Source organism: Pseudomonas sp. 22490 (assembly GCF_052044465.1).
GTDB classification, from domain to species: Bacteria; Pseudomonadota; Gammaproteobacteria; order Pseudomonadales; family Pseudomonadaceae; genus Pseudomonas; species Pseudomonas aeruginosa.
Genome location: NZ_JBQENS010000036.1, coordinates 1 through 23,758 on the forward strand (window position 1 = coordinate 1; position 23,758 = coordinate 23,758).

A 23,758-nucleotide genomic window follows, 5' to 3' on the forward strand; every position below is an offset into this window, starting at 1 on the left:
GGCGTCACCGGCCTGGAAACCCTGGTCTCCGGCGTCTACATCGCGGTCGATCCGGTGAAGGGCGAGAAGGAAGAACGCTACTTCACCGCGTTGAAGGAGCCGCCACCCCTTTCCGACAAGCTGCCCGGCCTGCACCTGACCCTCAAGGCCGATCGCCTGGGCTCCCTGGAGCAGGGCAGCCCGGTGTTCTACCGGCAGATCCAGGTCGGCCAGGTGAAGAGCTTCCAGCTGGGCGATGACCAGAGGACCATCGAGATCAAGGTGCACATCGAGCCGGCCTACGCCGACCTGGTGCGCAAGCACACGCGATTCTGGAACGCCAGCGGCATCTCCATTTCCGGCGGCCTGTCCGGCTTCAAGGTGCACAGCGAGTCGCTGCTGACCCTGGTCGCCGGCGGTATCGCCTTCTCTACCCCGGAGAACCGCACCGACAGCCCGCCGACCGATCCGAGCAAGCCGTTCCGCCTGTACGACGACTACGACGCGGCCCAGGCCGGTCTGCGCGTGAAGCTGAAGATGAACGACGTCAGTGGTATCGATCCGGGCCGCACCCCGGTGATGTTCAACGGCGTGCAGGTCGGCCTGGTCAAGTCGATCGACATGGGCAAGGACTACAGCAGCGCCACTGCCGACCTGGCGATGGATCCGCGGGTCGAGGACATGCTGCTGGAAGGCACCGAATTCTGGACCGTCAAGCCAAGCATCTCCCTGGCCGGCATCACCGGCCTCGAGGCTCTGGTGAAAGGTAACTATATCGACGTGCGCTTCGCCAAGAGCGGCGCGCCGAGTCGCGAGTTCACCATCCGCCCGAAAGCGCCGCCGCTGAACACCGACGCGCCCGGCCTGCACCTGGTGCTGACCAGCGACAAGCTCGGCTCGATCGATATCGGCGCGCCGATCCTCTACCGCCAGGTCCGCGTCGGCAGCGTGCAGAGCTACCAGCTGTCGCGCGACCGCCAGCGAGTGGTGGTGGGTGTGCACATCGAGCCGGAGTACGCGCACCTGGTGAATACCTCGACGCGCTTCTGGAACTCCAGCGGGATCACCCTGACCGGCAACCTCAGCGGCGTGCAGGTGAAGAGCGAGTCGCTGCAGACCCTGATCACCGGCGGGATTTCCTTCGACACCCTCGATCCGAAGGCGCCGACCGTGACCAAGGTGCGTCGCTTCACCCTCTTCGACAGCGAGGAGGCGGCGATGGCCCGTGGCGTGGAAATCCAGCTGAGCATCGACAATGCCGACGGCCTGCGCGAAGGCACGCCGATCCGCTTCAAGGGCCTGGACATCGGCAAGATCGAAAGCGTCGAGCTGAACCCGGACCTCTCCGGGGTACTGATGAAGGCCCGCCTGACTTCCGCCGGCGAGCGCGTCGCCCGCAGCGGAACCCGCTTCTGGGTGGTGCGTCCGGCGCTCGGCCTGCTGCGTACCGAGAACCTCGGAACCCTGGTCAGCGGCCCCTATATCGAGGCGCTGCCGTCGAGCACGCCGGGCGAGCGCCAGGCACGCTTCCAGACTCTCGCCGAAGCACCCAACCTGCTGGGTCGGGAAAACGGCCTGCGGCTGACCCTCAGTGCGCCGCGCAAGGGCTCGATCAAGCCGGGCAACCTGGTGACCTACCGGCAGATCCCGGTGGGCAAGGTCGTCGACCTGGCCTTGGGCGAACAGGCCGACCGGGTGCTGATCAGCATCCTCATCGAACCGCGCTACGTACCGCTGGTGCGTACCGGCAGCCGTTTCTGGAATGCCAGCGGCTTCGGCGTCGACGCCAGCCTGTTCAAGGGCCTGTCGCTACGCACCGAGTCGATGGAGGCGCTGATGGAGGGCGGCATTGCCTTCGCCACCCCGAACAATGCGCAGATGGGCGAGCCCGCCAAGCCGGGGCAGACCTTCGCCCTGTTCGATTCGGCCAATGACGAATGGCTGGAGTGGGCGCCCAGGATCGCCCTGAGGAGCGGGGCCCGTTGATGTCGCATCGCACCGCGGCAGCATGAATCCATTCGATCAACCCAGAAGGAGAACGCCGATGTCCAGGCGCTTGCTTTTCGTGGCCACCCTGGTCGCGACCCTTTCCCTTGCCGCTCATGCCGACGAACCCCTGCCATCGGTCGAGCAGGTGATGAACGAGCACAAGGAAAAGATCAGGAACCAGCTGGAAACCATCAACTACAAGCGCAAACGGATGGTCGAGGCAAACATGGCGCTGGACGGCACCGAAGCCGAGACGTTCTGGCCGATCTATTCACGCTACCGAGGCGAGACGGACAGCCTGCACAAGGAGACATTCCAGCTCCTGCTCGAATATGCCCGCGCCTATGGTTCCGGCAGCATTACCGACGCAGAAGCTTCGAGGATGGTCGACCTCTATCGGGGATTGCAGGAGAAACAGCTGGCCGTGCTGCACCGGTACGTGCAGGAAGTGGCCGAGAAGATGTCACCTCGGCGGGCCATGCGCTTCCTGCAGATCGAAGCGCAACTGGACGCGCTGGAGGCGTTGCAGATCGGCAAGCAGGTTCCGCTGATCAATTGAGTTTCACGGCACCGGCCGCGTCCATGCCTGGGCGAGTTCCGCATCGCCCAGGCGCATCGTTTTGCTCAGCGTGCCGAGCGAAGCCGCCGCCACAGCGTGGTCCGGCTGATCCCGAGCCGACGCGCAGCCTCGTCAAGGCTGCCCTGGCAGCTGTCCAGCGTCTCCTGTATGTAGCGCAACTGCGCGGTTTTGCCGATGGCGTGCAAATCCTTTGTGCGCGATGGCTCTTTCCGGGACCTGGGCTGAGGCTGGCCTTCGAATAGCTCGGGCAGCACGCGAGCCAGGTAATGCTCATCCACGCCGTGCTCATGGAAGATTTCGCTGGCGGAGAGCATCGCCCGTTCGATGACATTCTCCAGTTCCCTGACGTTTCCGGGCCAGGAATGGCGGACGAGGTAGGGTAGCAGGAGCGTCGTTATGCCTGCGGCACCCGGTGGCTGGCCCTGGACCAGCAGGCGCTGGCTGATTCCCTGGCAAATCAGAGGAATGTCCTCGGGCCGCTCGCGCAGGGGAGTGGTCTGCAAGCGCAGGATATTCAGCCGGTAATACAGGTCGGTGCGAAACTCGCGATCCTTCATGGCGGCCCCCAGGTCCTTGTGGGTGGCGGCGATGATGCGCACGTCGATGGAGATCGGCTCGGTGCCGCCCAGGCGCAAGACCTCTCGCTCCTGCAATACACGAAGGAGGCGAGTCTGCAGCGACACAGGCATGTCGCCGATCTCGTCGAGGAACAGCGTGCCACGGTGAGCCGCCTCGAACAGGCCGGGCTTGCCGCCTTTGCGCGAACCGCTGAAGGCGCCTTCCTCGTAGCCGAACAGTTCGCTTTCCAGTAGCGACTCGGGAAACGCCGCGCAGTTGATGGCGACGAAAGGCCCGTGCCGGCGAGGGCTCTCGTTATGGATCCCTTGGGCGAGCAGTTCCTTGCCGGTGCCGCTTTCGCCAGTGATCAGGATGGTCGAATGGCTGGCGGCAAAGCGCTTGGCCAGCTGCAACATCTCACGGTTGGCCTTGCTCGCGCCGTTGAGTTGTTCGAGCCGGTAACGCGCGGTGAAGGCACCTGGACGGCGAGTGGAGCGGATGCGTTGATCCGCGCGCTGCACGGCGGTGATGTCCTGGCAGGTGAGCACCAGGCCGGTACGCTCGCCATTCTCCAGGATCGGCAGGAGATTGCTGACCACGGCGTGCGAGCCCAGCCGGATCACCCGGTTTTCCTCGCCACCGCCATCCTCTAGCGCCTGTTGCAGGTCAAGCTCCGGGCATAGCTGCTGTAACGGTCGACCCAGAGCCGAGCTGACCGGCAACTCCAGCAACTGGGCAAGGGCAGGGTTGAGCGATTGCACCACACCCTGGTTGTCGACCGCTGCCACACCGCTTGGAATGTGTTGCAGCACCGCGTCCAGATGCCGCCGCTTGGCGATCTCCAGGCGCTGGCTGTCGAGGACTCCCATGGCTTCCTCGAGCGCCTTGCGCGCAGTGTCTTCGCTCAGCGACAGCACGCCGTGCAGGCCTGCCTGTTCCGCCAGCTCCACCACCGTCGACGAACCGATGATACTGCGGCAACCCAGCCGGGCTACCTCCAGGACAGCCTGGCGAGCCTCTTCCAGGGTGGTGTAGGCAACCTGGTGAACCTGCACCGTGAACAGCGTTCGCATGGCTTGCAGGTCCCGGTCGATGCGGTTGTAGCTGAGCAGGGCGACATGGGAGGAGTGTTCGCGGGCTTGCTCCAGCGCACGCAACAGGTCTCCGCCGCCAACGCGCATCGTCAGAACCGGACGTGCCAGGTGTCTACGCAGGTAGGCGGCAGTGGCGCCAGCGCAGACGAACACGTCGGCCTTGCCGCGCTGTTCGAGATCGCGGGCGGTTTGCAGGGCTTCGGATACCGAGGTGTCGAGCACCTCGATATGGACGTCCGGGTAGCCCGCCGCCAGGCCGGCCACCAGGCTGGCGAGGCGACTGCGCTGCCGAGGTCGTTGAAGGTGACTGACCAGCACGACGACCTGGGAAAGGGGAGGACGCATGTCGAGACCTGTTCAGGATTGAATTGTTTCGATACTGAATCAGTTCGTTGCAAAAGTGAAACCCGGATTGCTTCGTCGAGCGCCATGGAAAAGCCTGGCGCCAGAGAGCGCGCGGGTTACAGGCATATCCCGAAAATTGGCCCAGGCGTTGCTAAAGCTGTCTGACAACATGACTACAGGCAGGCCCTACAACCCCATGAGCACTCCTCCTACGACCGTACGGGACGGCGAGACATTCGTGGCCCCGGACGACCAGCCACTGGTCGAGTTCATCCGCGAGCACGCCGCAGCGAAGCGGGTGGTCATCCAGGCACGCCAGCGCCTGAGCGGCGGCGCCATCCAGGAAAACTGGCTGCTGGACCTGCTGATCGAAGGCGGCCCCTGGGCTGGCGCCCGGCGTTGGGTGCTGCGCAGCGATGCGCTTTCCGCGCTACCCGCCAGCCTGGACCGCGAACAGGAGTTCGCGGTGCTGCAAGTGGTTCATCAGGCCGGTGTGAAAGTACCGCGCCCGCTGTGGCTGTGCCGCGATATGCGCGTGCATGGGCGGGTGTTCTTCCTGATGGAGTACGTGCCGGGTGTCGCCGCCGGTCGCTTGCTCAGCGCCGGCGCCGGCACCCAGGGCCGGGCGCAGCTGGCGGCGCAGCTTGGCGCCAACCTGGCGCGCCTGCATCAGGTTCGCCCGCCGTGCGCCGCGCTGGATTTCCTGCCGATGCCAACCCGCTCACCGGCCTTGGCGACCATCGACGCCTATCGCCACTACCTCGACACCCTCGCCGATGCCTATCCGGTGCTGGAGTGGGGCCTGCGCTGGTGCGAGCTGCACGCACCGCGCAACAGCATCCTGTGTCTGTTGCACCGTGACTACCGCACCGGCAACTACCTGGCCAGCGAACAGGGACTCGAAGCCGTACTCGACTGGGAGTTCACCGGCTGGGGCGACCCGTGCGAGGACCTCGGCTGGTTCACCGCCCGCTGCTGGCGCTTCACCCGCCCAGACCTCGAGGCCGGCGGTATCGGCCAACTGGAGGACTTCCTGGGGGGCTACCACGAGGTGTCTCCGCTGCGTATCGAGCGCAGCCAACTGCACTACTGGCAGGTCATGGCCACCCTGCGCTGGGCGGTGATCGCCCTGCAGCAAGGCCAGCGCCACCTGTCCGGCGAAGAGCCGTCCATTGAGCTGGCACTGACCGCACGACTGCTGCCGGAGCTTGAGCTCGACATCCTGCACATGACCGGAGCCGAAGCGCCATGACCCAGCCCGATGCCCATGAACTGCTCGACATCGCTCGCTCGACGCTTCTGGAGCAACTGCTGCCAGCGCTGCCCGGCGAGCTGCGTTACCCGGCCCTGATGATCGCCAATGCCATGGCCATCGCAGCCCGCGAAAGCCGCCTGGGGGCTCTGGCCGAGGACCAGGAGCGGACACGTCTGGCCGCCTTGGTCGACGAGGCGCCCGCAGCCTTGCCCGACCTGCGCCGCCAACTGGCACGGGCCATTCGCCTGGGCAGCCATGACGCCCCGCAAAACCATAGAACCCTGGTCGAGACATTGCGCCAGGTCACCCTCGCCCGATTGGCCATCAGCAATCCCAAGGCCTTGCCCTGAACGGCGTCAGCCATCTCATTCCCGACAGACAAGCACCCAGAAGGACAACCATGAACTTCACCCTCCCGGACGAACTGCTCGCCTTGCAGGCCAAGACCCGAGACTTCATCGCCGAACAGGTCATCCCGCTCGAGAACGACCCCCGCCAGGACAGCCACGGCCCCAGCGACGCCCTGCGCCAGGACCTGGTGGCCCGCGCCCGCGCGGCCGGCTTGCTGACGCCCCACGCCAGCCGCGAAATGGGTGGCCTGGCGCTGAGCCACGTGGCCAAGGCGATCGTCTTCGAAGAGGCCGGCTACTCGCCGCTGGGCCCGGTGGCGCTGAACATCCATGCCCCGGACGAAGGCAACATCCACCTGATGGACGTGGTCGCCACCGAGGCGCAGAAAGACCGCTGGTTGCGCCCGCTGGTCCAGGGCCATGCCCGTTCCTGCTTCGCCATGACCGAGCCTGCGCCAGGCTCCGGCTCGGACCCCTCGATGCTGCGCACCACCGCCACCCGCGATGGCGACGACTACCTGATCAATGGCCGCAAGTGGCTGATCACCGGCGCAGAAGGCGCCGACTTCGGCATCGTCATGGCGCGCATGGAGGATGGTACGGCGACCATGTTCCTGACCGACATGAAACGCGACGGCATCATCCATGAGCGTCAGCTGGACTCGCTGGACAGCTGCTTCACCGGTGGCCACGGGCAGCTGCGTTTCGACAACCTGCGTATTCCGGCGAGCGATGTGCTCGGCGAGATCGGCAAGGGGTTCCGGTATGCCCAGGTGCGCCTGGCGCCGGCGCGGCTCACCCACTGCATGCGCTGGCTGGGCGCCGCGCGTCGCGCCCACGACATCGCCTGCGACTATGCGCGCACCCGCGACGCCTTCGGCAAGCCGCTGGGCGAGCACCAGGGTGTGGGCTTCATGCTGGCCGACAACATGATGGACCTGCACGTGGTGCGCCTGGCGGTGTGGCACTGCGCCTGGGTGCTCGACCAGGGCCGGCGGGCCAATGTCGACTCCAGCATGGCCAAGGTGATCAGCGCCGAGGCGTTGTGGCGGGTGGTCGATCGTTGCGTCCAGGTACTGGGCGGGCGCGGGGTGACCGGAGACACCGTGGTGGAGCGGATCTTCCGCGACATTCGCCCGTTCCGCATCTATGACGGCCCGAGCGAGGTGCACCGCATGAGCCTGGCGAAGAAACTGCTCGACCAGCGCCTGGAGGCCCGCTGATGCAGCCGAACCTGACCCGACTGTTCGCCCTCGACGGGCGCCGCGCCCTGGTGACCGGAGCCTCCAGCGGCCTGGGCCGCCACTTCGCCATGACCCTGGCCGCCGCAGGCGCCGAGGTGGTGGTGACTGCCAGGCGCCAGGCGCCGCTGCAGGCACTGGTGGAGGCCATCGAGGTGGCGGGAGGGCGGGCGCAGGCCTTTGCCCTCGATGTGACCTGCCGTGAGGATATCTGCCGGGTGCTCGATGCCGCCGGCCCGCTGGATGTGCTGGTCAACAATGCGGGGGTGAGCGACAGCCAGCCCTTGCTGGCCTGCGACGATCAAAGCTGGGACCGCGTGCTCGACACCAACCTCAAGGGCGCCTGGGCGGTGGCCCAGGAAAGCGCCAGGCGCATGGTCGCGGCGGGGAAGGGCGGCAGCCTGATCAATGTCACTTCGATCCTCGCCAGCCGTGTGGCCGGCGCCGTCGGCCCCTACCTGGCGGCCAAGGCCGGCCTGGCCCACCTGACCCGCGCCATGGCGCTGGAGTTGGCGCGCCATGGCATCCGGGTGAACGCCCTGGCGCCCGGCTACGTGATGACCGACCTGAACGAGGTCTTCCTGGCCAGCGAGGCCGGCGACAAGTTGCGCTCGCGTATCCCCAGCCGCCGCTTCAGCGTGCCGGCGGACCTGGACGGCGCCTTGCTGCTGCTCGCCAGCGATGCCGGGCGGGCCATGAGCGGCGCCGAGATCGTGGTCGATGGCGGCCACCTGTGCAGCAGCCTGTAACGCGCCCTGGCGCAATAACAACAAGAACAGGAGGTATGTATGTGCGTGCAAGACCCGAGCAATGTGTCGATGAGGTGGCTGCCATGATGGTTCCGACCCTCGAGCACGAGCTTGCTCCCAACGAAGCCAACCATGTCCCGCTGTCGCCGCTGTCGTTCCTCAAGCGTGCCGCGCAGGTGTACCCGCAGCGCGATGCGGTGGTCTATGGCGCAAGGCGCTACAGCTACCGCCAGTTGCACGAGCGCAGTTGCGCCCTGGCCAGTGCCCTGGAGCGGGTCGGCGTACAAGCGGGCGAGCGGGTGGCGATACTGGCGCCGAATATCCCGGAAATGCTCGAGGCCCACTATGGCGTACCCGGTGCCGGGGCGGTGCTGGTATGCATCAACATTCGCCTGGAGGCACGCAGCATCGCCTTCATCCTGCGCCACTGCGCGGCCAGGGTGCTGATCTGCGACCGTGAGTTCGGTGCCGTGGCCCAGCAGGCGCTGGCCATGCTCGATGCGCCGCCCTTGCTGGTGGGCATCGACGATGATCAGGCCGAGCGAGCCGACCTCGCCCACGACCTGGACTATGAGGCGTTTCTGGCCCAGGGCGACCCGGGGCGGCCGCTGAGTGCGCCGCAGAACGAATGGCAGTCGATCGCCATCAACTACACCTCCGGCACCACGGGGGATCCCAAGGGCGTGGTCCTGCATCACCGCGGCGCCTACCTCAACGCCTGCGCCGGCGCGCTGATCTTCCAGTTGGGGCCGCGCAGCGTCTACCTGTGGACCTTGCCGATGTTCCACTGCAACGGCTGGAGCCATACCTGGGCGGTGACGCTGTCCGGTGGCACGCACGTGTGCCTGCGCAAGGTCCAGCCAGATGCGATCCACGCTGCGATTGCCGAGCATGCGGTGACCCACCTGAGCGCCGCGCCGGTGGTGATGTCGATGCTGATCCATGCCGAGCATGCCAGCGTCCCTGCCGTGCCGGTATCGGTGATCACCGGCGGCGCCGCGCCGCCCAGCGCGGTCATCGCCGCCATGGAAGCACGCGGCTTCAGCATCACCCACGCCTACGGCATGACCGAAAGCTACGGCCCCAGCACCCTGTGCCTGTGGCAGCCGGGGGTCGACGAATTGCCGCTGGAGGCCCGGGCCCAGTTCATGAGCCGCCAGGGCGTCGCCCACCCGATGCTCGAGGAGGCCACGGTGCTGGATACCGACACCGGCCGTCCGGTCCCGGCCGACGGCCGCACCCTTGGCGAACTGGTAGTGCGGGGCAACACCGTGATGAAAGGCTACCTGCACAACCCCGAGGCCACCCGTGCCGCGTTGGCCGACGGCTGGCTGCACACCGGCGACCTGGCCGTGCTGCACCCGGACGGCTACGTGGAAATCAAGGACCGGGCCAAGGACATCATCATTTCCGGCGGCGAGAACATCAGTTCACTGGAGATCGAGGAAGTGCTCTACCAGCACCCCGAGGTGGTCGAGGCCGCGGTGGTGGCGCGCCCGGATTCGCGCTGGGGCGAGACACCCCACGCGTTCGTCGCCTTGCGGGCGGATGCCTTACCCAGAACCACGGGTGACGATCTGGTCCGCTGGTGCCGCGAGCGCCTGGCGCACTTCAAGGCACCGCGGCATGTGACGCTTACCGAACTGCCCAAGACCGCCACCGGCAAGATCCAGAAGTTCGTCCTGCGCGAGTGGGCCCGGCAGGAGGAGGAGGCCGGCGACGCCGGCCGCTGATGGCGCTGCCGCACCCGCATATTCCATAACAATAACTAGGTTGCCCGAGGTGTCCCATGTCCAGCCTGCTATACGCGCGTATCCGCGCCAGTGCCCGGTTCCAGCAACTGGTGGCGCGCCGAAACCGTTTCACCCTGAGCCTGCTCCTGCTGATCCTGGCCACGTTCCACGGCTACATCGCGCTGGTATCGTTCTGCCCCGAGCTGATTGCCAGGCGTCTGGCGCAGGGCTCGAACATGACCTTCGGCGTCGCGGCCGGCGTGTTCCTGTTCGTGTTTTTCTGTGCCTTGTCGGCGCTCTATGTGTACCGCGCCAACGGCGAATTCGATCGCCTGACCCAGGCTCTGGTCGCTGGGCTGGAAGAGGAGCAGGGCGCATGAAGAAGCTCCTTCCCCTGGCGTTGTCGCTGCACTCCGGCCTGCTGTTGGCCTCGCCCGCGTTGGACGCTGGCCAGCGCCAGCCGCTCAACCTGCATGCCATCGGCATGTTCATGGTGTTCGTGCTGTTCACCCTGTGCATCACCTGGTGGGCGGCGCGACGGACCCATTCGACGGCGGATTTCTATAGCGCCGGTGGCGGTATCCGGGGCTGGCAGAACGGCCTGGCGCTGGCCGGCGACTACATGTCCGCCTCCACGCTGCTGGGAATCACCGCGCTCATCTACAGCTCCGGGATGGATGGCTACATCTATCTCATCGCCTTCTTCGCGGGCTGGCCGGTACTGCTGCTATTGATGACCGAGCGGCTGCGCAACCTGGGCCGCTTCACCTTCGCCGACATCACCTCGTACCGTCTCGACCAGGGCAAGGTGCGCACCATGGCCGCCATCGGATCGCTGACCGTGGTGTGTTTCTACCTGGTGGCGCAGATGGTCGGGGCCGGGCAGTTGATCAGGCTGCTGTTCGGCCTGGACTACCAGATCGCCCTGGTGATCGTCGGTGCGCTGATGATGCTGTATGTGACCTTCGGCGGTATGGTGGCAACCACCTGGGTGCAAATCGTCAAGGCATTCCTGCTGCTGGTCGGCGGCTCGCTGGTGCTGTTCCTGGCGATGCGCGAATTCGACTTCAGCTATGACAGGCTGGTCAGCCAGGCGATGGATAGCCATGCCCTGGGCGAACGCCTGCTGGCCCCTGGTGGCTTGCTGGCCGACCCGTTGACCGCGCTATCGCTGAGCCTGGGGCTGGTGTTCGGCACCGCCGGGCTGCCGCACATCCTGATGCGTTTCTTCACCGTCGGCGATGCCCGGGAGGCGCGCAAGTCGGTGCTCTACGCCACCGGGTTCATCGGCTACTTCTTCAATGTCATTTTCCTGCTGGGCCTGGCGTCGATCGTGATCGTCAGCCAGCAGCCCCGGTTCTTCGAGGGCGGGGAAGCGGGAGGCAAGCTGCTGGGCGGGGGCAACATGGTGGTCATGCACCTGGCCCAGGCAGTGGGAGGCAACCTGCTGCTGGGCTTCCTCTCCGCCGTGACCTTCGCCACCATCCTGGCCGTGGTGTCAGGCCTGGCCCTGGCCGGGGCGTCCGCCATCGCCCATGACCTGTATGCGCGGGTGATCATGAAGGGCGCGGCCAGCGAGGCGCAGGAGCTGCGGGTAACCAAGCTGGCAACCCTGGGCCTTGGCTTGGTGGCGATAGCCCTGGGCATCGTGTTCGAGAACATCAACGTGGCCTTCATGGTCGCCCTGGCCTTTGGCATCGCCGCTTCGGCCAACTTCCCGGTGCTGTTCCTGTCGATGTTCTGGTCGGGGCTGACCACCCGTGGCGCGTTGGCCGGTGGCTACGTCGGGTTGTTCAGCGCCATGGGCTTCGTGGTTTTCTCCAGGCTGGTGTGGGTGGATGTGTTGCACTTCGCCGAGCCGCTGTTCCCCTATACCCAGCCTGCGCTGTTCTCCATGCCGTTGGCGTTCCTGGTGGCGTATGGCGTTTCCCGCCTGGACCGGACCAAGCGGGCCATGGCGGAAAGGGCAGCCTTCGCCGACCAGTACGTACGAGGCCAGACCGGCCTTGGCGCCAGCGGAGCCATAGACCACTGAGGCGCACACGATCGCTGTCGAACGGGTGGCAGGCTTCGAGGCTGTCTGTCGCCCGAGGCCTGGCTAGTGCCCCCGGAAGATGTCTCCGATACCGACGGTGGGGTAGTGCTCCATGCGCTGAGCCGTCCCGCGGTTGACGACGGAAGGCTTCGAAAACAGTGCACTCAGGAAGATGACCAGTACAAGGACAGCCAGTAGAAAACCGAATCGGCGCATATGATTCTCCAGCGATTTTTTATAGTTGTTGTCTTCGGGCGCTATCCATGCGGACCTTAGAAGCGCAGCGCAGTCACTGTCCCGCCGCGCTTGCGGTGTCGCATTCGCGGGCGAACAGGTGGGTGACGGCTACGATGTCCTGGTCGCCATAGCCCATGGCTGCCGCGCGTTGCACGGCCTGGCACAGCGCGTCGAAGACCGGCGTCCAGGCCCCTTGTGCGTGCAGGGCTCCGGCGATATGGGCGAAGGCCTGGGCATGCACATCGAGCCTCGCCTGATCGCCTGCGAAATCCTGCGCTTCCAGCCGACGGACCGCTTCCTCGAGTGCATCGGCGACGAAAAAGCGCGACGTGTCGAGCATGAGCCGAGCGGTCTTCGAAGGCGGCAGGCCGAAGTGGACACCAGCCCCCACGGCCTCGAAGAAAGCCACCATCGCGGCAAACGCATGCGCGTGGAGCACGGTGGCGAAGGCCAATGCTTCGTCCCAGGGGAGGAACGTCGTATGGCCGGCAAGCCCCTCAAGCAGCGCCCGATGCCGTTCGAAGGCCTCAGGATCACCGGTATGAATGCTGTGGCTTTCGCGACGACCAACGTTGCGCGGGTAGGCCACGATCATCCCTTTGACGTAATGGCCGCCCGCGCGGTTGACGAGACTCTGAAGCGCCAGGCCCTCGTCCCGGGCGTTGGTCGTGTAATCGACGATCGTACGGTTGGCCAGCGCCTGCATCACACCTGGCATCCCGAGCACCTCGTGGGTCGCCTGGTTGTCCAGGAGCACGAAGATCGTGGCCGGGCTTGCAGCCAGCGCGGCTTCGGCGCTCTCGCACAGGTGAGCGCCAGCGGCGACGAGCGCCGCGGCCTTGCCGGGTGAGCGGTTCCAGATCGCCACGCGCCTGCCTTGCCTGAGCAACGCTTGGGCCATGATGGTTCCCATGGCTCCGAGCCCGATCACGGACACTTCGAACTCGAAGCTTTCATCATTGTGTTCACGCACGCTCGAGGTCTCCTGATTATTGTTCTGGCTGATGTCCAACAGGTCTCCGGCCTGCGCTTCAACACAGGCCGAAGGGTGACCCTGGCAGCTATTCTCCCAGCGCTGCCGCGACCGATTCGCCGAAGGCCCTGAGGCCGTCTTCGAGTTGGTCGGTCGGAGTGTTCAGCGGTGGCATCAGCTTGATGATTTCGCCATTCGGGCCGCAGCGGTCGACCAGCACGCCCGCTTGCAGCACGCGCTGCTGGGCGTCCTTGGCGACCTCGACGTTGCCGCGGCCGAAATCGATGCCGGCGATCATGCCGCGACAACGCGCGGACGCGACGCCTGGAATTTCCGCAAAGCCGGCAACTGCGCGCTCCATGGCCGCGCAGTTGTCGGCCAGCAATTTCAGGAACTGCTCATCGTGCCAATAGCTGAGCGCGATGCGGGCGGTCAGGAACGCCAACTGGTTGCCGCGGAAGGTGCCGATGTGATCGCCCGGTTGCCATACATCCAGCCCGGCACGAAGCAACACGATCGCCATCGGCAGGCCGAAGCCGCCGATCGATTTGGCGCAGGTGATCAGGTCCGGCACCACCCCGGAGCGCTCGAAGCCGAAGAAGTCGCCGGTGCGGCCGCAACCGGCCTGGATCTCGTCGCAGATAAGCAGCACGCCGTGGTCGGTGGTCCACTTGCGCAAGCGTTGCAGCCATTGGTTGGAAGCCGGGTAGACGCCGGCCTGGATCTGCACCGACTCGACGATCACCGCCGCCGGCAGCTCCGAGCCGCTGCCCTGGTCGTTGGCCAGGCGCTCGAGGAAGCCAATGCTGTCGAATTCGCCATAGGGGCTGTCTTCGTAGGGCACGAACACCACGTCGGTGGAAAGCCCGGGGCCACGGCGAGTGCGGTTGCCGGTGACGGCCAGGGCGCCGGCGGTCATGCCGTGGTAAGCCCCGTAGAACGATACGACCTTGGTACGCCCGGTCGCCTTGCGCGCCAGCTTCAACGCCGCCTCGACGGCGTCGGCACCGGTCGGGCCGGTGAACTGGACCTTGTAGTCCCAGCCGCGTGGCTTGAACAGGTCGCGCTCGATCGCTTCCAGGAACTGGCGCTTGGTGGTGGTGTGCAGGTCGAGGGCGTGGGTCACGCCGTTGGCCGACAGATACGCGATCAGCGCATCGCGCATGCGCGGGTCGTTGTGGCCATAGTTCAGGGCGCCGGCGCCGGCGAAGAAGTCCAGGTATTCGCGGCCATCTTCGCCGCGGATCCTGCTGCCTTGGGCGGTATCGAACACCAGGGGCAAGTCGCGGCAGTACATCCGCACGTTGGACTCGAGCCTTTCGAACGTCTCGATGTTGTTCATGCAAACCTCTTGAAAAATGATCTGGGTAGTCCGGGGTGTGGGCGGTCAGTGCTTGAACATCACGTGGCGCACCACGGTGTAGTCTTCCAGGCCGTACATCGACAGGTCCTTGCCGTAGCCGGACAGCTTGACCCCGCCGTGGGGCATTTCGCTGACCAGCATGAAGTGGGTGTTGACCCAGGTGCAGCCGTATTGCAGGCGGGCGGCCAGGCGATGAGCGCGCCCCACATCGGCGGTCCATACCGAAGACGCCAGGCCGTAATCGGAGTCGTTCGCCCAAGCCAGCGCCTGGGCTTCATCCTCGAACGGCGAGACGGTCACCACCGGGCCGAAGATCTCGCGGCGCACCACCTCATCCTCCTGCGTAGCGCCGGCCAGGACCGTCGGCTCGAAGAAGAAGCCGGCACCCTCGGCGCGCTTGCCGCCGGTGACCACTTCGATGTGCGGCAACTCCCTGGCCCGGTTCACGAACCCCTCGACACGCTCCAGATGCTCCTTGGTGATCAGCGGTCCCATCTCGGTCGCCGGATCGTCCGGCAGCCCGCACCGGATGCTGGATACGGCCTCGCCGAGCTTGCGAACGAACTCCTGGTAGACCCCTTTCTGCACATAGAGGCGGCACGCGGCGGTACAGTCCTGGCCGGCGTTGTAGAAGCCGAAGGTGCGGATGCCTTCGACGGCGGCGTCGATGTCGGCATCGTCGAAGATCAGTACAGGAGCCTTGCCCCCCAACTCCATGTGCATGCGTTTCACGCTCTCGGCCGTACCTTCGATGATCCGGCTGCCGGTGCGCACGGAGCCGGTCAGCGACACCATGCGCACCTGGGCATGGCTGGTCAGCGGCTCACCCACCGAGGCACCTCGACCGTGGACGATGTTGACCACGCCGGCGGGGAAGATCTCGGCAAGCAGCTCGCCCAGTTTCAAGGTACTCAGCGGCGTGTGCTCCGACGGTTTCAGCACCACGGTGTTGCCGCCGGCCAATGCCGGGCCGAGTTTCCACGCTGCCATCAACAACGGATAGTTCCACGGCGCGATGGAGGCGACCACGCCCACCGCGTCGCGGCGGATCATCGAGGTATGCCCCGCGACGTACTCTCCCGCCGCCGAGCCCTGCAGGCAGCGCACGGCGCCGGCGAAGAAACGGAACACGTCCGACACGGCGGGCAGTTCGTCCAGCAGCACGGCGTTGAAAGGCTTGCCGCAGTTGTCCGCCTCCAGGCGAGCGAACACGTGCGCCTGGGCATCGATGCGCTCGGCAAGCTTGAGCAGCAGGGCCGCGCGATCCTTGGGCGGCGTTTGCGACCAGGCGTCGAAGGCCGCATCCGCGCTCTGCACCGCGGCATGGACCTGGGCGCCGCTGGCCTCGGTAATTCGCACCAGGACGTTGCCCTGGGACGGGTTGTACACCGCGTGGCTCTCGCCTTCGCCGGCCACCAGGGCACCATTGATCAGAAGTTTGGTTTGCATATCGATTCTCGCCATTGAAGGGCAGGCTCGAAGCCGGCCTTGTGGTTGTTGTCAGAGCGTTCGATAGAGGGGTCATGCCGAGATAAAGGAAAATTAGGACATACGCGCTGCAACTGATTGTATTTAAATATCTTTCTAGCGTCGCTAAGTTACTCAGGATGGGCTTTATAGGATTTTATAGTCAATTATAGAATCGGCTCTGAACGCCTGATTGAAGTTATGCCGAGGTAAGGGGGGAATCAGGGGTATGCCGAGATGAGGCAAAAATTAGTGCATTCGTTCTGTAACTTGCTGTATTTAAACGAACAGAATGGAAGTCCTGCTCAAGCGAAGGCGCGCTTAGCGCAATGGCTTCAGCCTGATACCGCTGAGGATCAGTTCGGCCTGCTGCGAATTAAGTAGGCCGATCTGGAGTTGGCAAAGGCACCGGGGTGTCGGTATCAAGGCTCTGAGCCCAGGTCTCGACCAATGCGTGATCGATCACCAAACCCTCGCTCACGTCGGCTAATGCCTCGCGTGTTAGATCAGCGAGTCGTTGGTCGTCATTTGTTGAGTTGGCCATTCCGCGTCCATTTTGCCGTGCCCTGCTGCTAGCTTACGGGCGTTGGCTCTGAATAGCCCGTCTTCACGCCCTGGGTGGCGGCGTAATGGCGGGTTTGGAAAGCCAGGACATCCTGCATCTGCTTGCTGACGTCCTCTTCAAGCCCCCATTCATAGGCCAGCTTGTCGAGTTGGTAGCGAGAGACAAGCTGGGTCGCACGAGGTGAGCGTTCTGCTGGTTTCAGGTTCGACCAACTGCTGACAAAGCCTTTTAGGCGCGCGGCTTTGTCCGTTGATACACAGGGAAAGCGACGCAGCAGGTCGACGAGATAGAGGGCACGCAGCTTCTGTTCAGGCTCGCGCAGCTTGCTTGCCACTTCACGCTGCAGTACTGGCACGAGGTCGCGCTCTTCGTACCACAACTGCTTGGCAAGCTCCACAAGAGCATCGGACGCAACTTGGCTAAGACGCTGCTGGGTGACAGTCTCCAGGAGCGTGCCAAAGCTTTGTTTACGATCCAGACGTGGCATCTCGCCCATCCTCCAGGTACTTCGCTATGACCAGTTTCAGGCAGCCTAGCATTGCGCTTCGGTTGCCCACGGCATAATCGATTGCCTCTGTTGCCAGTGTAACAAACTGGCCGACATCGACACGGCCACATTCGATGAGCTGTTCGATATCATATTGATCGTTTTCCGTAAAGCGGCCGAGCTTGGAGATGGCCAGATCCACGCCGGCGGCAACGAAGATATGCAGCGGCTGCTCACCCTCGAAACCCTCCATCGGGATGGCGCGCTCGCGGTAGTCCTCGTGCAGTGGCCCGAGGGCATTGGTGTAGTTCTGGTCCAGGTACACCTGCAAGTCGCGGCCGTCGCCGTCCTCATAACCCTCTGGCGGTGTGTAGACGGCCATGATCTCGTCCTTACGCAGCACGCGGGCCGCCTCGATCTCCGCATCGATGTCCGCACTACCACGCGCATGGGTGAGCAGGTGCACCGCGCAGCCGCCGAAGACGAAGACTTTGAGCGAGCCTGGCGGATTGCCATCCAGTAGCGGCAAGGCCCGGGCGAACAGATTACCAATGGCCTGGCCCAGTGGCGTAGTCAAACGGACAGGTTCCGCAGCCCCCTCATTGGTAGTCTCAAGTAGTGTCATCTTCACCTCCGCTCAGCGCATAGGCTCAGTGTGCCGGTTCATGTGCTACATGCGCCATCGCTGTTCGCAAGCGGTGCCCCGAGTAGCTTCAGCTGTGTAGTGGCTTCGACCAAGCGCTTCTGCAGGCCCTGCGTCTGCTGCGCCTGAAGCGCGGAGGCTTCGCTCAGCCGGGACACCTCCTCCTGCAATGTGCGACAACGCTGATCAAGGGCTTCATTCGTGCGTTCGGAGCCGGCCAGCGTGCTCTGCAGAGCCTCCAGGGCCTGAGTTTTCTGCGCCACTAGCTGTTGCTGTGCATGTCGCTCTTTTTGCAACTGCCGCGCCTCGGTGAGCAAGCGTGCATTGTCGCGGTTCAGTTGCGTCAGCTCGTCCTGCTTGATTATCAAGGTCTGCTGCAGTTGCCGCAGTTCTAGTTGCAGTTGTTGTACCTGCGACTCGTGTCGGCGTTGTTCCTGCTCACGCTGTTCCTTGCTGGCCTGTCGGTAGTGCTCCAGGGTGTCGCGCGCATGTCGGTGTTTTTCCTCCAGCGAGTGGATCTGTGCGTCGCGATCCTTGTGCCGCTCCTCGAGGTCACGATTAGCCTGCTGTAGGCGGGCGTTCTCGATCTCGGCCTGTTGCCGTTGCTCGCGTGCCTGCTGCAACTCGTGATGAGTGGTCTGAAGCCGTTCCGCGTCGAGCGCGGTCTGGCCTTCCAGTTGTTGGATGCGGCTTTCGGCCTGTCGAAACCGATGCTGGTAATCGAGCCGTTCGCGGGTCAGTTGTTCGCGCTCCAGGGCCACCGCGGCCTGCGCCTCCTCCTCTAGCTGATCTGCCAGTTGGCTGACCAGATTGGCCAGCTGTTCGCTGAGCGGGATCGAAGCCGCATCCCGGCCGCGCTCGGCGTCTTCGAGCTCTTTCAGGTAGCGGTGAATGGTGGTCTTTGAACCGGTGTTGCCCAGCTCGATGCGCACCGCATCAATACTGGGGTGGGCGCCGCGGGCGAGGAGGGCATGCCTGGCTTTCTGCACGACAGCTTTGTTGATTCCACCACGGGCCATGACGGAGCCTCCTAACGATTTCGTTCTGTGGTACATACCATGTAGATACATAGCACTTTATCAAGAATTTCCCTTATTTTCTACCAATAATCTAGAATTGGGTAATCATGAATTATTCAATATGATTGGCAAAAACGGCTGCTTCGCGGTCGTTTCCCAGTACACAAAGGGCACGCACGGGCGATGAAGGACGTCGAGCGCTACCTGCAAGCCGGCACGCGGGAAAACACCCGGCGTAGCTACCAGTCGGCCGTCGAACATTTCGAGGTGACCTGGGGCGGCTTCTTGCCGGCCACGAGTGACTCCATCGTGCGTTACCTGGTGGACTACGCCGACACGCTGAGCCTCAACACGCTAAAGCAGCGCCTCGCCGCCCTCGCGCAGTGGCATATCAGGCACGGCTTCCCCGATCCCACCAAGACCCCGACCGTACACCAGGTACTGAAGGGAATTCGCACCCTGCACCCGAGCCAGACAAAGCAGGCCGCGCCGCTGCAATTACAGCATCTGGAGCATGCGGTTGAGTGGTTGGAGCAGGAGGCTATGTGTCTGTTTCAAGCCGAAGACCTGGCGGGATATTTGCGCTGTCGGCGGGATACGGCATTGCTACTAATCGGCTTCTGGCGAGGCTTTCGTAGCGATGAACTGTGCCGCTTGCAGGTGGAGCACATTCAAGCCGAAGCCGGTGCTGGCATGACGCTGTTTTTGCCTTGGAGCAAGGGTGACCGGGACAACCTTGGCACCACTCACTACGTACCTGCGCTGAGGCGGCTGTGCCCAGTACAGGCCTATCTCGACTGGATCGGTGCAGCAGGGATTGCTCGAGGGATGGTTTTTCGTCGGCTGGACCGTTGGGGCAACTTGAACGAGGCTGGCTTGAATCCTGGCAGTCTGATCGTCCTACTGCGGCAGATACTCCAGCGTGCGGGGATCCAGGCTGACCTTTATACCAGCCACTCATTGCGTCGAGGCTTCGCCACCTGGGCCACGGCCAATGGCTGGGACATTAAGGCGTTAATGACCTACGTGGGGTGGAAGGACATCAAATCGGCGATGCGCTACATCGACCCTGCCATCTCCTTTGGCGGCCTCGCTGCGAGGCCTGCTCTCGAACTAAATGCCAGCACTTTGACTCAAGTGCCAGCTTCTCACTAACATCGACGCACGACAGGAGTGACGGTGCAATGAGTACGCAGACCAGCATCGAATGGACGGAAATGACCTGGAACCCGGTGGTGGGTTGCACCAAGGTGTCGCCGGGCTGCAAACACTGCTATGCCGAGAACATGGCGCGTCGCTTGCAGGCCATGGGCACGCCCGGCTACGAGAACGGCTTTCGCCTCAGCCTGCGCCCAGAGAAACTGCAGGAGCCTCTGCAGCGCAAGAAGCCGACCATCTACTTTGTCAATTCCATGTCTGACCTGTTCCATGAGCAGGTGCCGGACACCTACATCGACCAGGTGTTCGCGGTTATCCACCAGGCCTCACAGCACACCTTCCAGATCCTCACTAAGCGGGCCGAGCGCCTGGCCGACTATTTCAGCCAGCGCACACCGCCGGCCAACGCTTGGCTGGGGGTCTCGGTCGAGGACCGGGAGTACGGCGTGCCCAGAATCGACTGCCTGCGTGGCATCAACGCCGCGATCCGTTTCCTCTCCGCGGAACCCTTACTAGAAGACTTGGGTGAACTGAACCTGACTGACATCCATTGGGTCATCGTCGGCGGCGAGTCCGGCGCCAAGGCCCGGCCAATGAAGCAGGAGTGGGTGGATAACATCCACCGCCAGTGCGATGCCTTTGGCGCTGCTTTCTTTTTCAAACAATGGGGCGGCTGGGGCTCCGATGGCGTGAAGCGTTCAAAGAAAGCTAATGGCCGGCTGCTGAAGGGCCAGACCTGGGATGAAATTCCGCTGCTGACCCTCGCCTGATACCAAAACAAGGACGACCCGATGGCCAAGGATGACGAGAAGTACCGCTGGGACTGGGCAACCCAAACCTTTCCCACCATCGATCCACACAGCAAGATCAAGCACCAGATCATCGACGACTACATCCAGGCCTACATCGATGTCCTGATGCGGAATCAGCAAATGCCACTGCTTGGCCTATCAATTGTCGATGGCTTCAGCGGTGGAGGTATATATAACGACAGCGCAGGCGGTCACCACTTCGGCTCCCCGGTGATCGCCCTGGAAGCAATCCAGGAGTCGGAAGTGCGCAACAACGTGGGGCGCATCAAGCATCGACCGATCTGCTCGCAGCATCACTTTGTGGATGTGAAGCCGAAGAATACTGCTTGCTTGCACGCCGTCCTGGCCAGCCGCGGACATCAGGCCCGCATTGGACAGGACATTCACCTGCATACCGCCGAGTTCACCAAAGCTCTTCCGGCCATTGCGCAAAGCCTCAAGGCCTTTGGAAAAAGCGAGCGCGTTCTGTTTCTGCTCGATCAGTACGGCTACGGCGACGTGCCATTCGGCCAGATCAAATGGATCTTCCAGCACCTCAGCAATGCTGAGGTCCTGCTGACCTTCAATGTCGACTTTCTAATCACGTACTTAGCGGACCGCCACGCCAACCGCAAGGCTATTGCCAGTATCGGTCTAGAACAGTATGTCCCCTGGGAACAGCTACGGCACTTAAAAGCACATAGCTCCCAGGATTGGCAGTACCTGATCCAGCGCTATCTGTCGGACGGGATCAAGCAGGAAAGCGGCGCGCAGTTCATGACGGTGTTCTTCATTCGCCCACACGGCACCAACCCCATGGCCTACTGGTTCATCCACCTGGCGAACAGCTACCGCGCCAACGACGTGATGAAAGCCATACACTGGAAGTACGGCAACAATTTCTCCCACCTGTTATCACCGTCCTGCTTCTTTGGTTACGACGCTAACCGGGATGTGGGGGTGACCGGCCAGCCGGACCTACTCTGCGAAGGAGAACACCAGTTCGACCAAGTGACTGATACCCGGATTCGTGGGGAACTGTCCGAGCTGCTACCCAAACAGGTATTCGAAGTCGAGCGTCGTCCCTTCATCCAGCTCATGACGGAGCTCACCAACTTCACCATGGCAGACGAAAGTCGCGTGAAGCTGGCCCTGGATGTCGCGGTGGCCAACGGCGATATCCAGGCAGTGGACAAGGAAGGCAAGAGCAGGCGGCGCAAAGGCACGAGCATCAAGTCCACCGATATCCTGATCGCGCCGCCGCAGAAGACGTTTTTCTTCTTTCCCCAACAGAAGAAGACGTCCAGGGACACATGACCATCAACACCGCTGCCGCCAACAGTGTTAGATCTGATCCTGGCCTTGTCGACCGAAACGCTGGTCAAGCGCTCCACTGCGGTTAAGGCCTGGCCCCTTCTCTGGGCCTGGCTGCCAGTCTTGATTGCAAGCTCCAACGAGTGCGGCGATAAGAAGGGAGTTTCAAGCGGGCAAGCCCAAAAACTGCATAGTGCGTGATGTGCAAGTGAAAATCATTGTCACTTGCCACGGAGCTGACTAAAACCTGCCCAGTTGGCACCTCCCTCCCCGAAGTTAACTATCGATTAAGTATTTGATTTAAAAAGAAAATATAGGCGATCCAGAAAAATAATTTGACATGCCAGCCAAGTTCAAAGTAGACATGCAGGCATAGGGAAACAGATTTTCATAATAGACAGTAAGGATGCTTGAATGGATTTTTCAATTAATCCCCCCCAGCGAATTGTCTTTGTGGGACTAGGAACGATTGCCCAGTCCTTCCTTCCTCTCCTTTCTAAGGTTCACGACTTATCTACTTTAGAAATCTACGCGATCGATCCAAAAACACCACCGCTTATTGAGTACTTTGCTAACAGTTTTGGCTTAAAATTTATCAACTCTGCAATTGATCAAATCAACTATCGCGACATTCTTGTGCCGATTCTTGGTGAAGGGACGGTTCTAATAAATCTATCAACCGATGTCTCAAGTCTTGCCCTGATAGAATTATGCCGCTCCGCAGGGGCTCTTTATTTAGACACATGCATTGAGCCGTGGAAGGGCGGATATGATGACCCAACCATACCACTGCATAAGCGAACTAACTATCACTTAAGAGAACAAATGCTGTCTCTGAAAAAGAGGCTAGGCTCAGGGGTGACGGCTCTCGTGGCGCATGGCGCGAATCCTGGGTTGGTATCCCACTTCGTTAAACGTGCTCTTTTAGATTTAGCGGAAGAGATATTGGGTGATTGTAAAAAGCCCTCTAATAAAGAGCAGTGGGCTATCCTAAGCCAAAGATTGGGTGTCAAAGTAATCCATGTCGCAGAGTACGACTCGCAAATTTCTCAGAAATCTAGGGAGAGGGGTGAGTTCGTAAATACTTGGTCAGTGCATGGGTTCATAAGTGAGTCGCAACAACCGGCAGAGTTGGGCTGGGGAAGTCACGAGCGAAGTCTACCCACGGATGCGTCAATGCATACAGATGGATGCGGAGCAGCAATCTATATTGAGAAGCCAGGGGCCTCTGTTAGAGTTAAGACATGGACGCCATTTAACGGCCCTAGCTTAGGTTATTTGGTAACTCATCACGAGGCAATTTCAATTGCTGACTTTTTGACGCTCAGAACTGCCGATGAGACATATAGACCAACTGTCCATTATGCCTATCGCCCAAGCGATGAAGCAATTCTCTCTGTACATGAATGGTTCGGCAATGATTGCATGACTCCAGAAAAGACAAAAGTACTTCGTCCTGGTGATATCTTGTCGGGTTCTGATTACCTCGGTGTTCTTCTTATGGGGCACGAAAAATCTAGTTATTGGTATGGATCTATCTTAAGCATCGAAAAGGCCAAGGAACTTGCCACTCTCAACACTGCAACAACGTTACAGGTAGCAGCCGGAGTTCTTTCCGGTTACTTATGGATCCTGAGCCATCCGTCGGCAGGAATAATTGAAGCCGAAGACATGGATCATGAAGTGGCACTATCTTATATTTCACAGTATCTAGGCGAACTAAAAGGGGTTTATTCGGACTGGAATCCTACCAAAAACAACCCAGGCACCTTTTCGGCCATAGATAGCGACTCTCCCTGGCTGTTCTCAAATTTTGTCCTCTGAACAAGGAGC

20 protein-coding genes are annotated in these 23,758 nt (G+C 62.4%); 13 read left to right on the forward strand and 7 right to left on the reverse strand.

Features of this window, described 5'->3' with window-relative positions; translation table 11 throughout:
- Both ACTJJX_RS29040 and ACTJJX_RS29045 read left to right on the forward strand, forming a co-directional pair.
- On the forward strand, window positions 1-1,965 hold a 1,965-nt coding region (locus tag ACTJJX_RS29040), incomplete at its 5' end, for an MlaD family protein (protein WP_440782045.1).
- 79 nt (window positions 1,966-2,044) lie between these two features.
- The gene (locus tag ACTJJX_RS29045; RefSeq protein ID WP_223309047.1) at window positions 2,045-2,527 is read left to right on the forward strand and encodes a transcriptional regulator; all 483 of its coding nucleotides are present in this window, start codon (window positions 2,045-2,047) and stop codon (window positions 2,525-2,527) included.
- 65 nt (window positions 2,528-2,592) lie between these two features.
- Here the strand turns inward: ACTJJX_RS29045 and ACTJJX_RS29050 are convergent, their stop codons facing one another.
- On the reverse strand, window positions 2,593-4,545 hold the full coding sequence (locus tag ACTJJX_RS29050; protein ID WP_016851647.1) for a sigma-54-dependent Fis family transcriptional regulator: 1,953 nt from the start codon (window positions 4,543-4,545) through the stop codon (window positions 2,593-2,595).
- A 196-nt stretch (window positions 4,546-4,741) separates the two neighbouring features.
- Between ACTJJX_RS29050 and ACTJJX_RS29055 the strand changes: the two genes are divergently transcribed.
- The 7 genes from ACTJJX_RS29055 to ACTJJX_RS29085 all read left to right on the forward strand — a co-directional run bounded on the left by ACTJJX_RS29055 (window position 4,742) and on the right by ACTJJX_RS29085 (window position 11,908).
- Complete coding sequence (locus ACTJJX_RS29055; protein WP_016253453.1) at window positions 4,742-5,797, forward strand: phosphotransferase family protein; 1,056 nt, start codon at window positions 4,742-4,744, stop codon at window positions 5,795-5,797.
- Complete coding sequence (locus tag ACTJJX_RS29060) at window positions 5,794-6,150, forward strand: DUF6285 domain-containing protein (protein WP_003089151.1); 357 nt, start codon at window positions 5,794-5,796, stop codon at window positions 6,148-6,150. The genes ACTJJX_RS29055 and ACTJJX_RS29060 overlap by 4 nt, the downstream gene beginning before the upstream one ends.
- Before the next feature lie 50 nt (window positions 6,151-6,200).
- Window positions 6,201-7,373: an acyl-CoA dehydrogenase family protein gene (locus ACTJJX_RS29065; RefSeq protein ID WP_003123439.1), complete on the forward strand. Its 1,173-nt coding sequence runs from the start codon at window positions 6,201-6,203 to the stop codon at window positions 7,371-7,373.
- The gene (locus ACTJJX_RS29070) at window positions 7,373-8,140 is read left to right on the forward strand and encodes an SDR family NAD(P)-dependent oxidoreductase (protein ID WP_016851646.1); all 768 of its coding nucleotides are present in this window, start codon (window positions 7,373-7,375) and stop codon (window positions 8,138-8,140) included. The genes ACTJJX_RS29065 and ACTJJX_RS29070 overlap by 1 nt, the downstream gene beginning before the upstream one ends.
- Before the next feature lie 86 nt (window positions 8,141-8,226).
- Window positions 8,227-9,873, forward strand: coding sequence for an acyl-CoA synthetase (locus ACTJJX_RS29075; RefSeq protein WP_011666659.1), 1,647 nt, complete (start codon window positions 8,227-8,229; stop codon window positions 9,871-9,873).
- Window positions 9,874-9,929: 56 nt separating this feature from the next.
- Window positions 9,930-10,253, forward strand: coding sequence for a DUF485 domain-containing protein (locus tag ACTJJX_RS29080; protein WP_003089157.1), 324 nt, complete (start codon window positions 9,930-9,932; stop codon window positions 10,251-10,253).
- A complete protein-coding gene (locus ACTJJX_RS29085) occupies window positions 10,250-11,908 on the forward strand; it encodes a cation acetate symporter (RefSeq protein ID WP_003158805.1) in 1,659 nt (552 codons plus the stop codon). Before ACTJJX_RS29080 ends, ACTJJX_RS29085 begins: the two co-directional genes overlap by 4 nt.
- Before the next feature lie 289 nt (window positions 11,909-12,197).
- Here the strand turns inward: ACTJJX_RS29085 and ACTJJX_RS29090 are convergent, their stop codons facing one another.
- From ACTJJX_RS29090 to ACTJJX_RS29115, 6 genes are all read right to left on the reverse strand, one after another.
- On the reverse strand, window positions 12,198-13,118 hold the full coding sequence (locus tag ACTJJX_RS29090; protein WP_043884910.1) for an NAD(P)-binding domain-containing protein: 921 nt from the start codon (window positions 13,116-13,118) through the stop codon (window positions 12,198-12,200).
- An 88-nt stretch (window positions 13,119-13,206) separates the two neighbouring features.
- Window positions 13,207-14,460 carry an aspartate aminotransferase family protein gene (locus ACTJJX_RS29095; protein ID WP_003089166.1) on the reverse strand — a complete coding sequence of 418 codons (1,254 nt, stop codon included), beginning with the start codon at window positions 14,458-14,460 and terminating at the stop codon, window positions 13,207-13,209.
- 45 nt (window positions 14,461-14,505) lie between these two features.
- Window positions 14,506-15,930 carry a gamma-aminobutyraldehyde dehydrogenase gene (locus ACTJJX_RS29100; protein WP_003160242.1) on the reverse strand — a complete coding sequence of 475 codons (1,425 nt, stop codon included), beginning with the start codon at window positions 15,928-15,930 and terminating at the stop codon, window positions 14,506-14,508.
- Window positions 15,931-16,520: 590 nt separating this feature from the next.
- A complete protein-coding gene (locus ACTJJX_RS29105; RefSeq protein ID WP_003117290.1) occupies window positions 16,521-17,000 on the reverse strand; it encodes a hypothetical protein in 480 nt (159 codons plus the stop codon).
- A complete protein-coding gene (locus ACTJJX_RS29110; protein ID WP_003117289.1) occupies window positions 16,981-17,625 on the reverse strand; it encodes a DUF6036 family nucleotidyltransferase in 645 nt (214 codons plus the stop codon). Before ACTJJX_RS29110 ends, ACTJJX_RS29105 begins: the two co-directional genes overlap by 20 nt.
- A gap of 38 nt (window positions 17,626-17,663) precedes the next feature.
- On the reverse strand, window positions 17,664-18,662 hold the full coding sequence (locus tag ACTJJX_RS29115; RefSeq protein ID WP_003117288.1) for a DNA-binding protein: 999 nt from the start codon (window positions 18,660-18,662) through the stop codon (window positions 17,664-17,666).
- Window positions 18,663-18,845: 183 nt separating this feature from the next.
- Here ACTJJX_RS29115 and ACTJJX_RS29120 point away from each other — a divergent pair, with 183 nt between their 5' ends.
- From ACTJJX_RS29120 to ACTJJX_RS29135, 4 genes are all read left to right on the forward strand, one after another.
- Window positions 18,846-19,817, forward strand: coding sequence for a site-specific integrase (locus tag ACTJJX_RS29120; protein WP_003111050.1), 972 nt, complete (start codon window positions 18,846-18,848; stop codon window positions 19,815-19,817).
- A gap of 29 nt (window positions 19,818-19,846) precedes the next feature.
- Window positions 19,847-20,590: a DUF5131 family protein gene (locus ACTJJX_RS29125; protein ID WP_003111049.1), complete on the forward strand. Its 744-nt coding sequence runs from the start codon at window positions 19,847-19,849 to the stop codon at window positions 20,588-20,590.
- Between the two features lie 21 nt (window positions 20,591-20,611).
- The gene (locus ACTJJX_RS29130; protein WP_003111048.1) at window positions 20,612-21,928 is read left to right on the forward strand and encodes a three-Cys-motif partner protein TcmP; all 1,317 of its coding nucleotides are present in this window, start codon (window positions 20,612-20,614) and stop codon (window positions 21,926-21,928) included.
- A gap of 411 nt (window positions 21,929-22,339) precedes the next feature.
- Window positions 22,340-23,749, forward strand: coding sequence for a saccharopine dehydrogenase NADP-binding domain-containing protein (locus tag ACTJJX_RS29135; protein ID WP_003111047.1), 1,410 nt, complete (start codon window positions 22,340-22,342; stop codon window positions 23,747-23,749).
- Window positions 23,750-23,758: the final 9 nt, after the last annotated feature.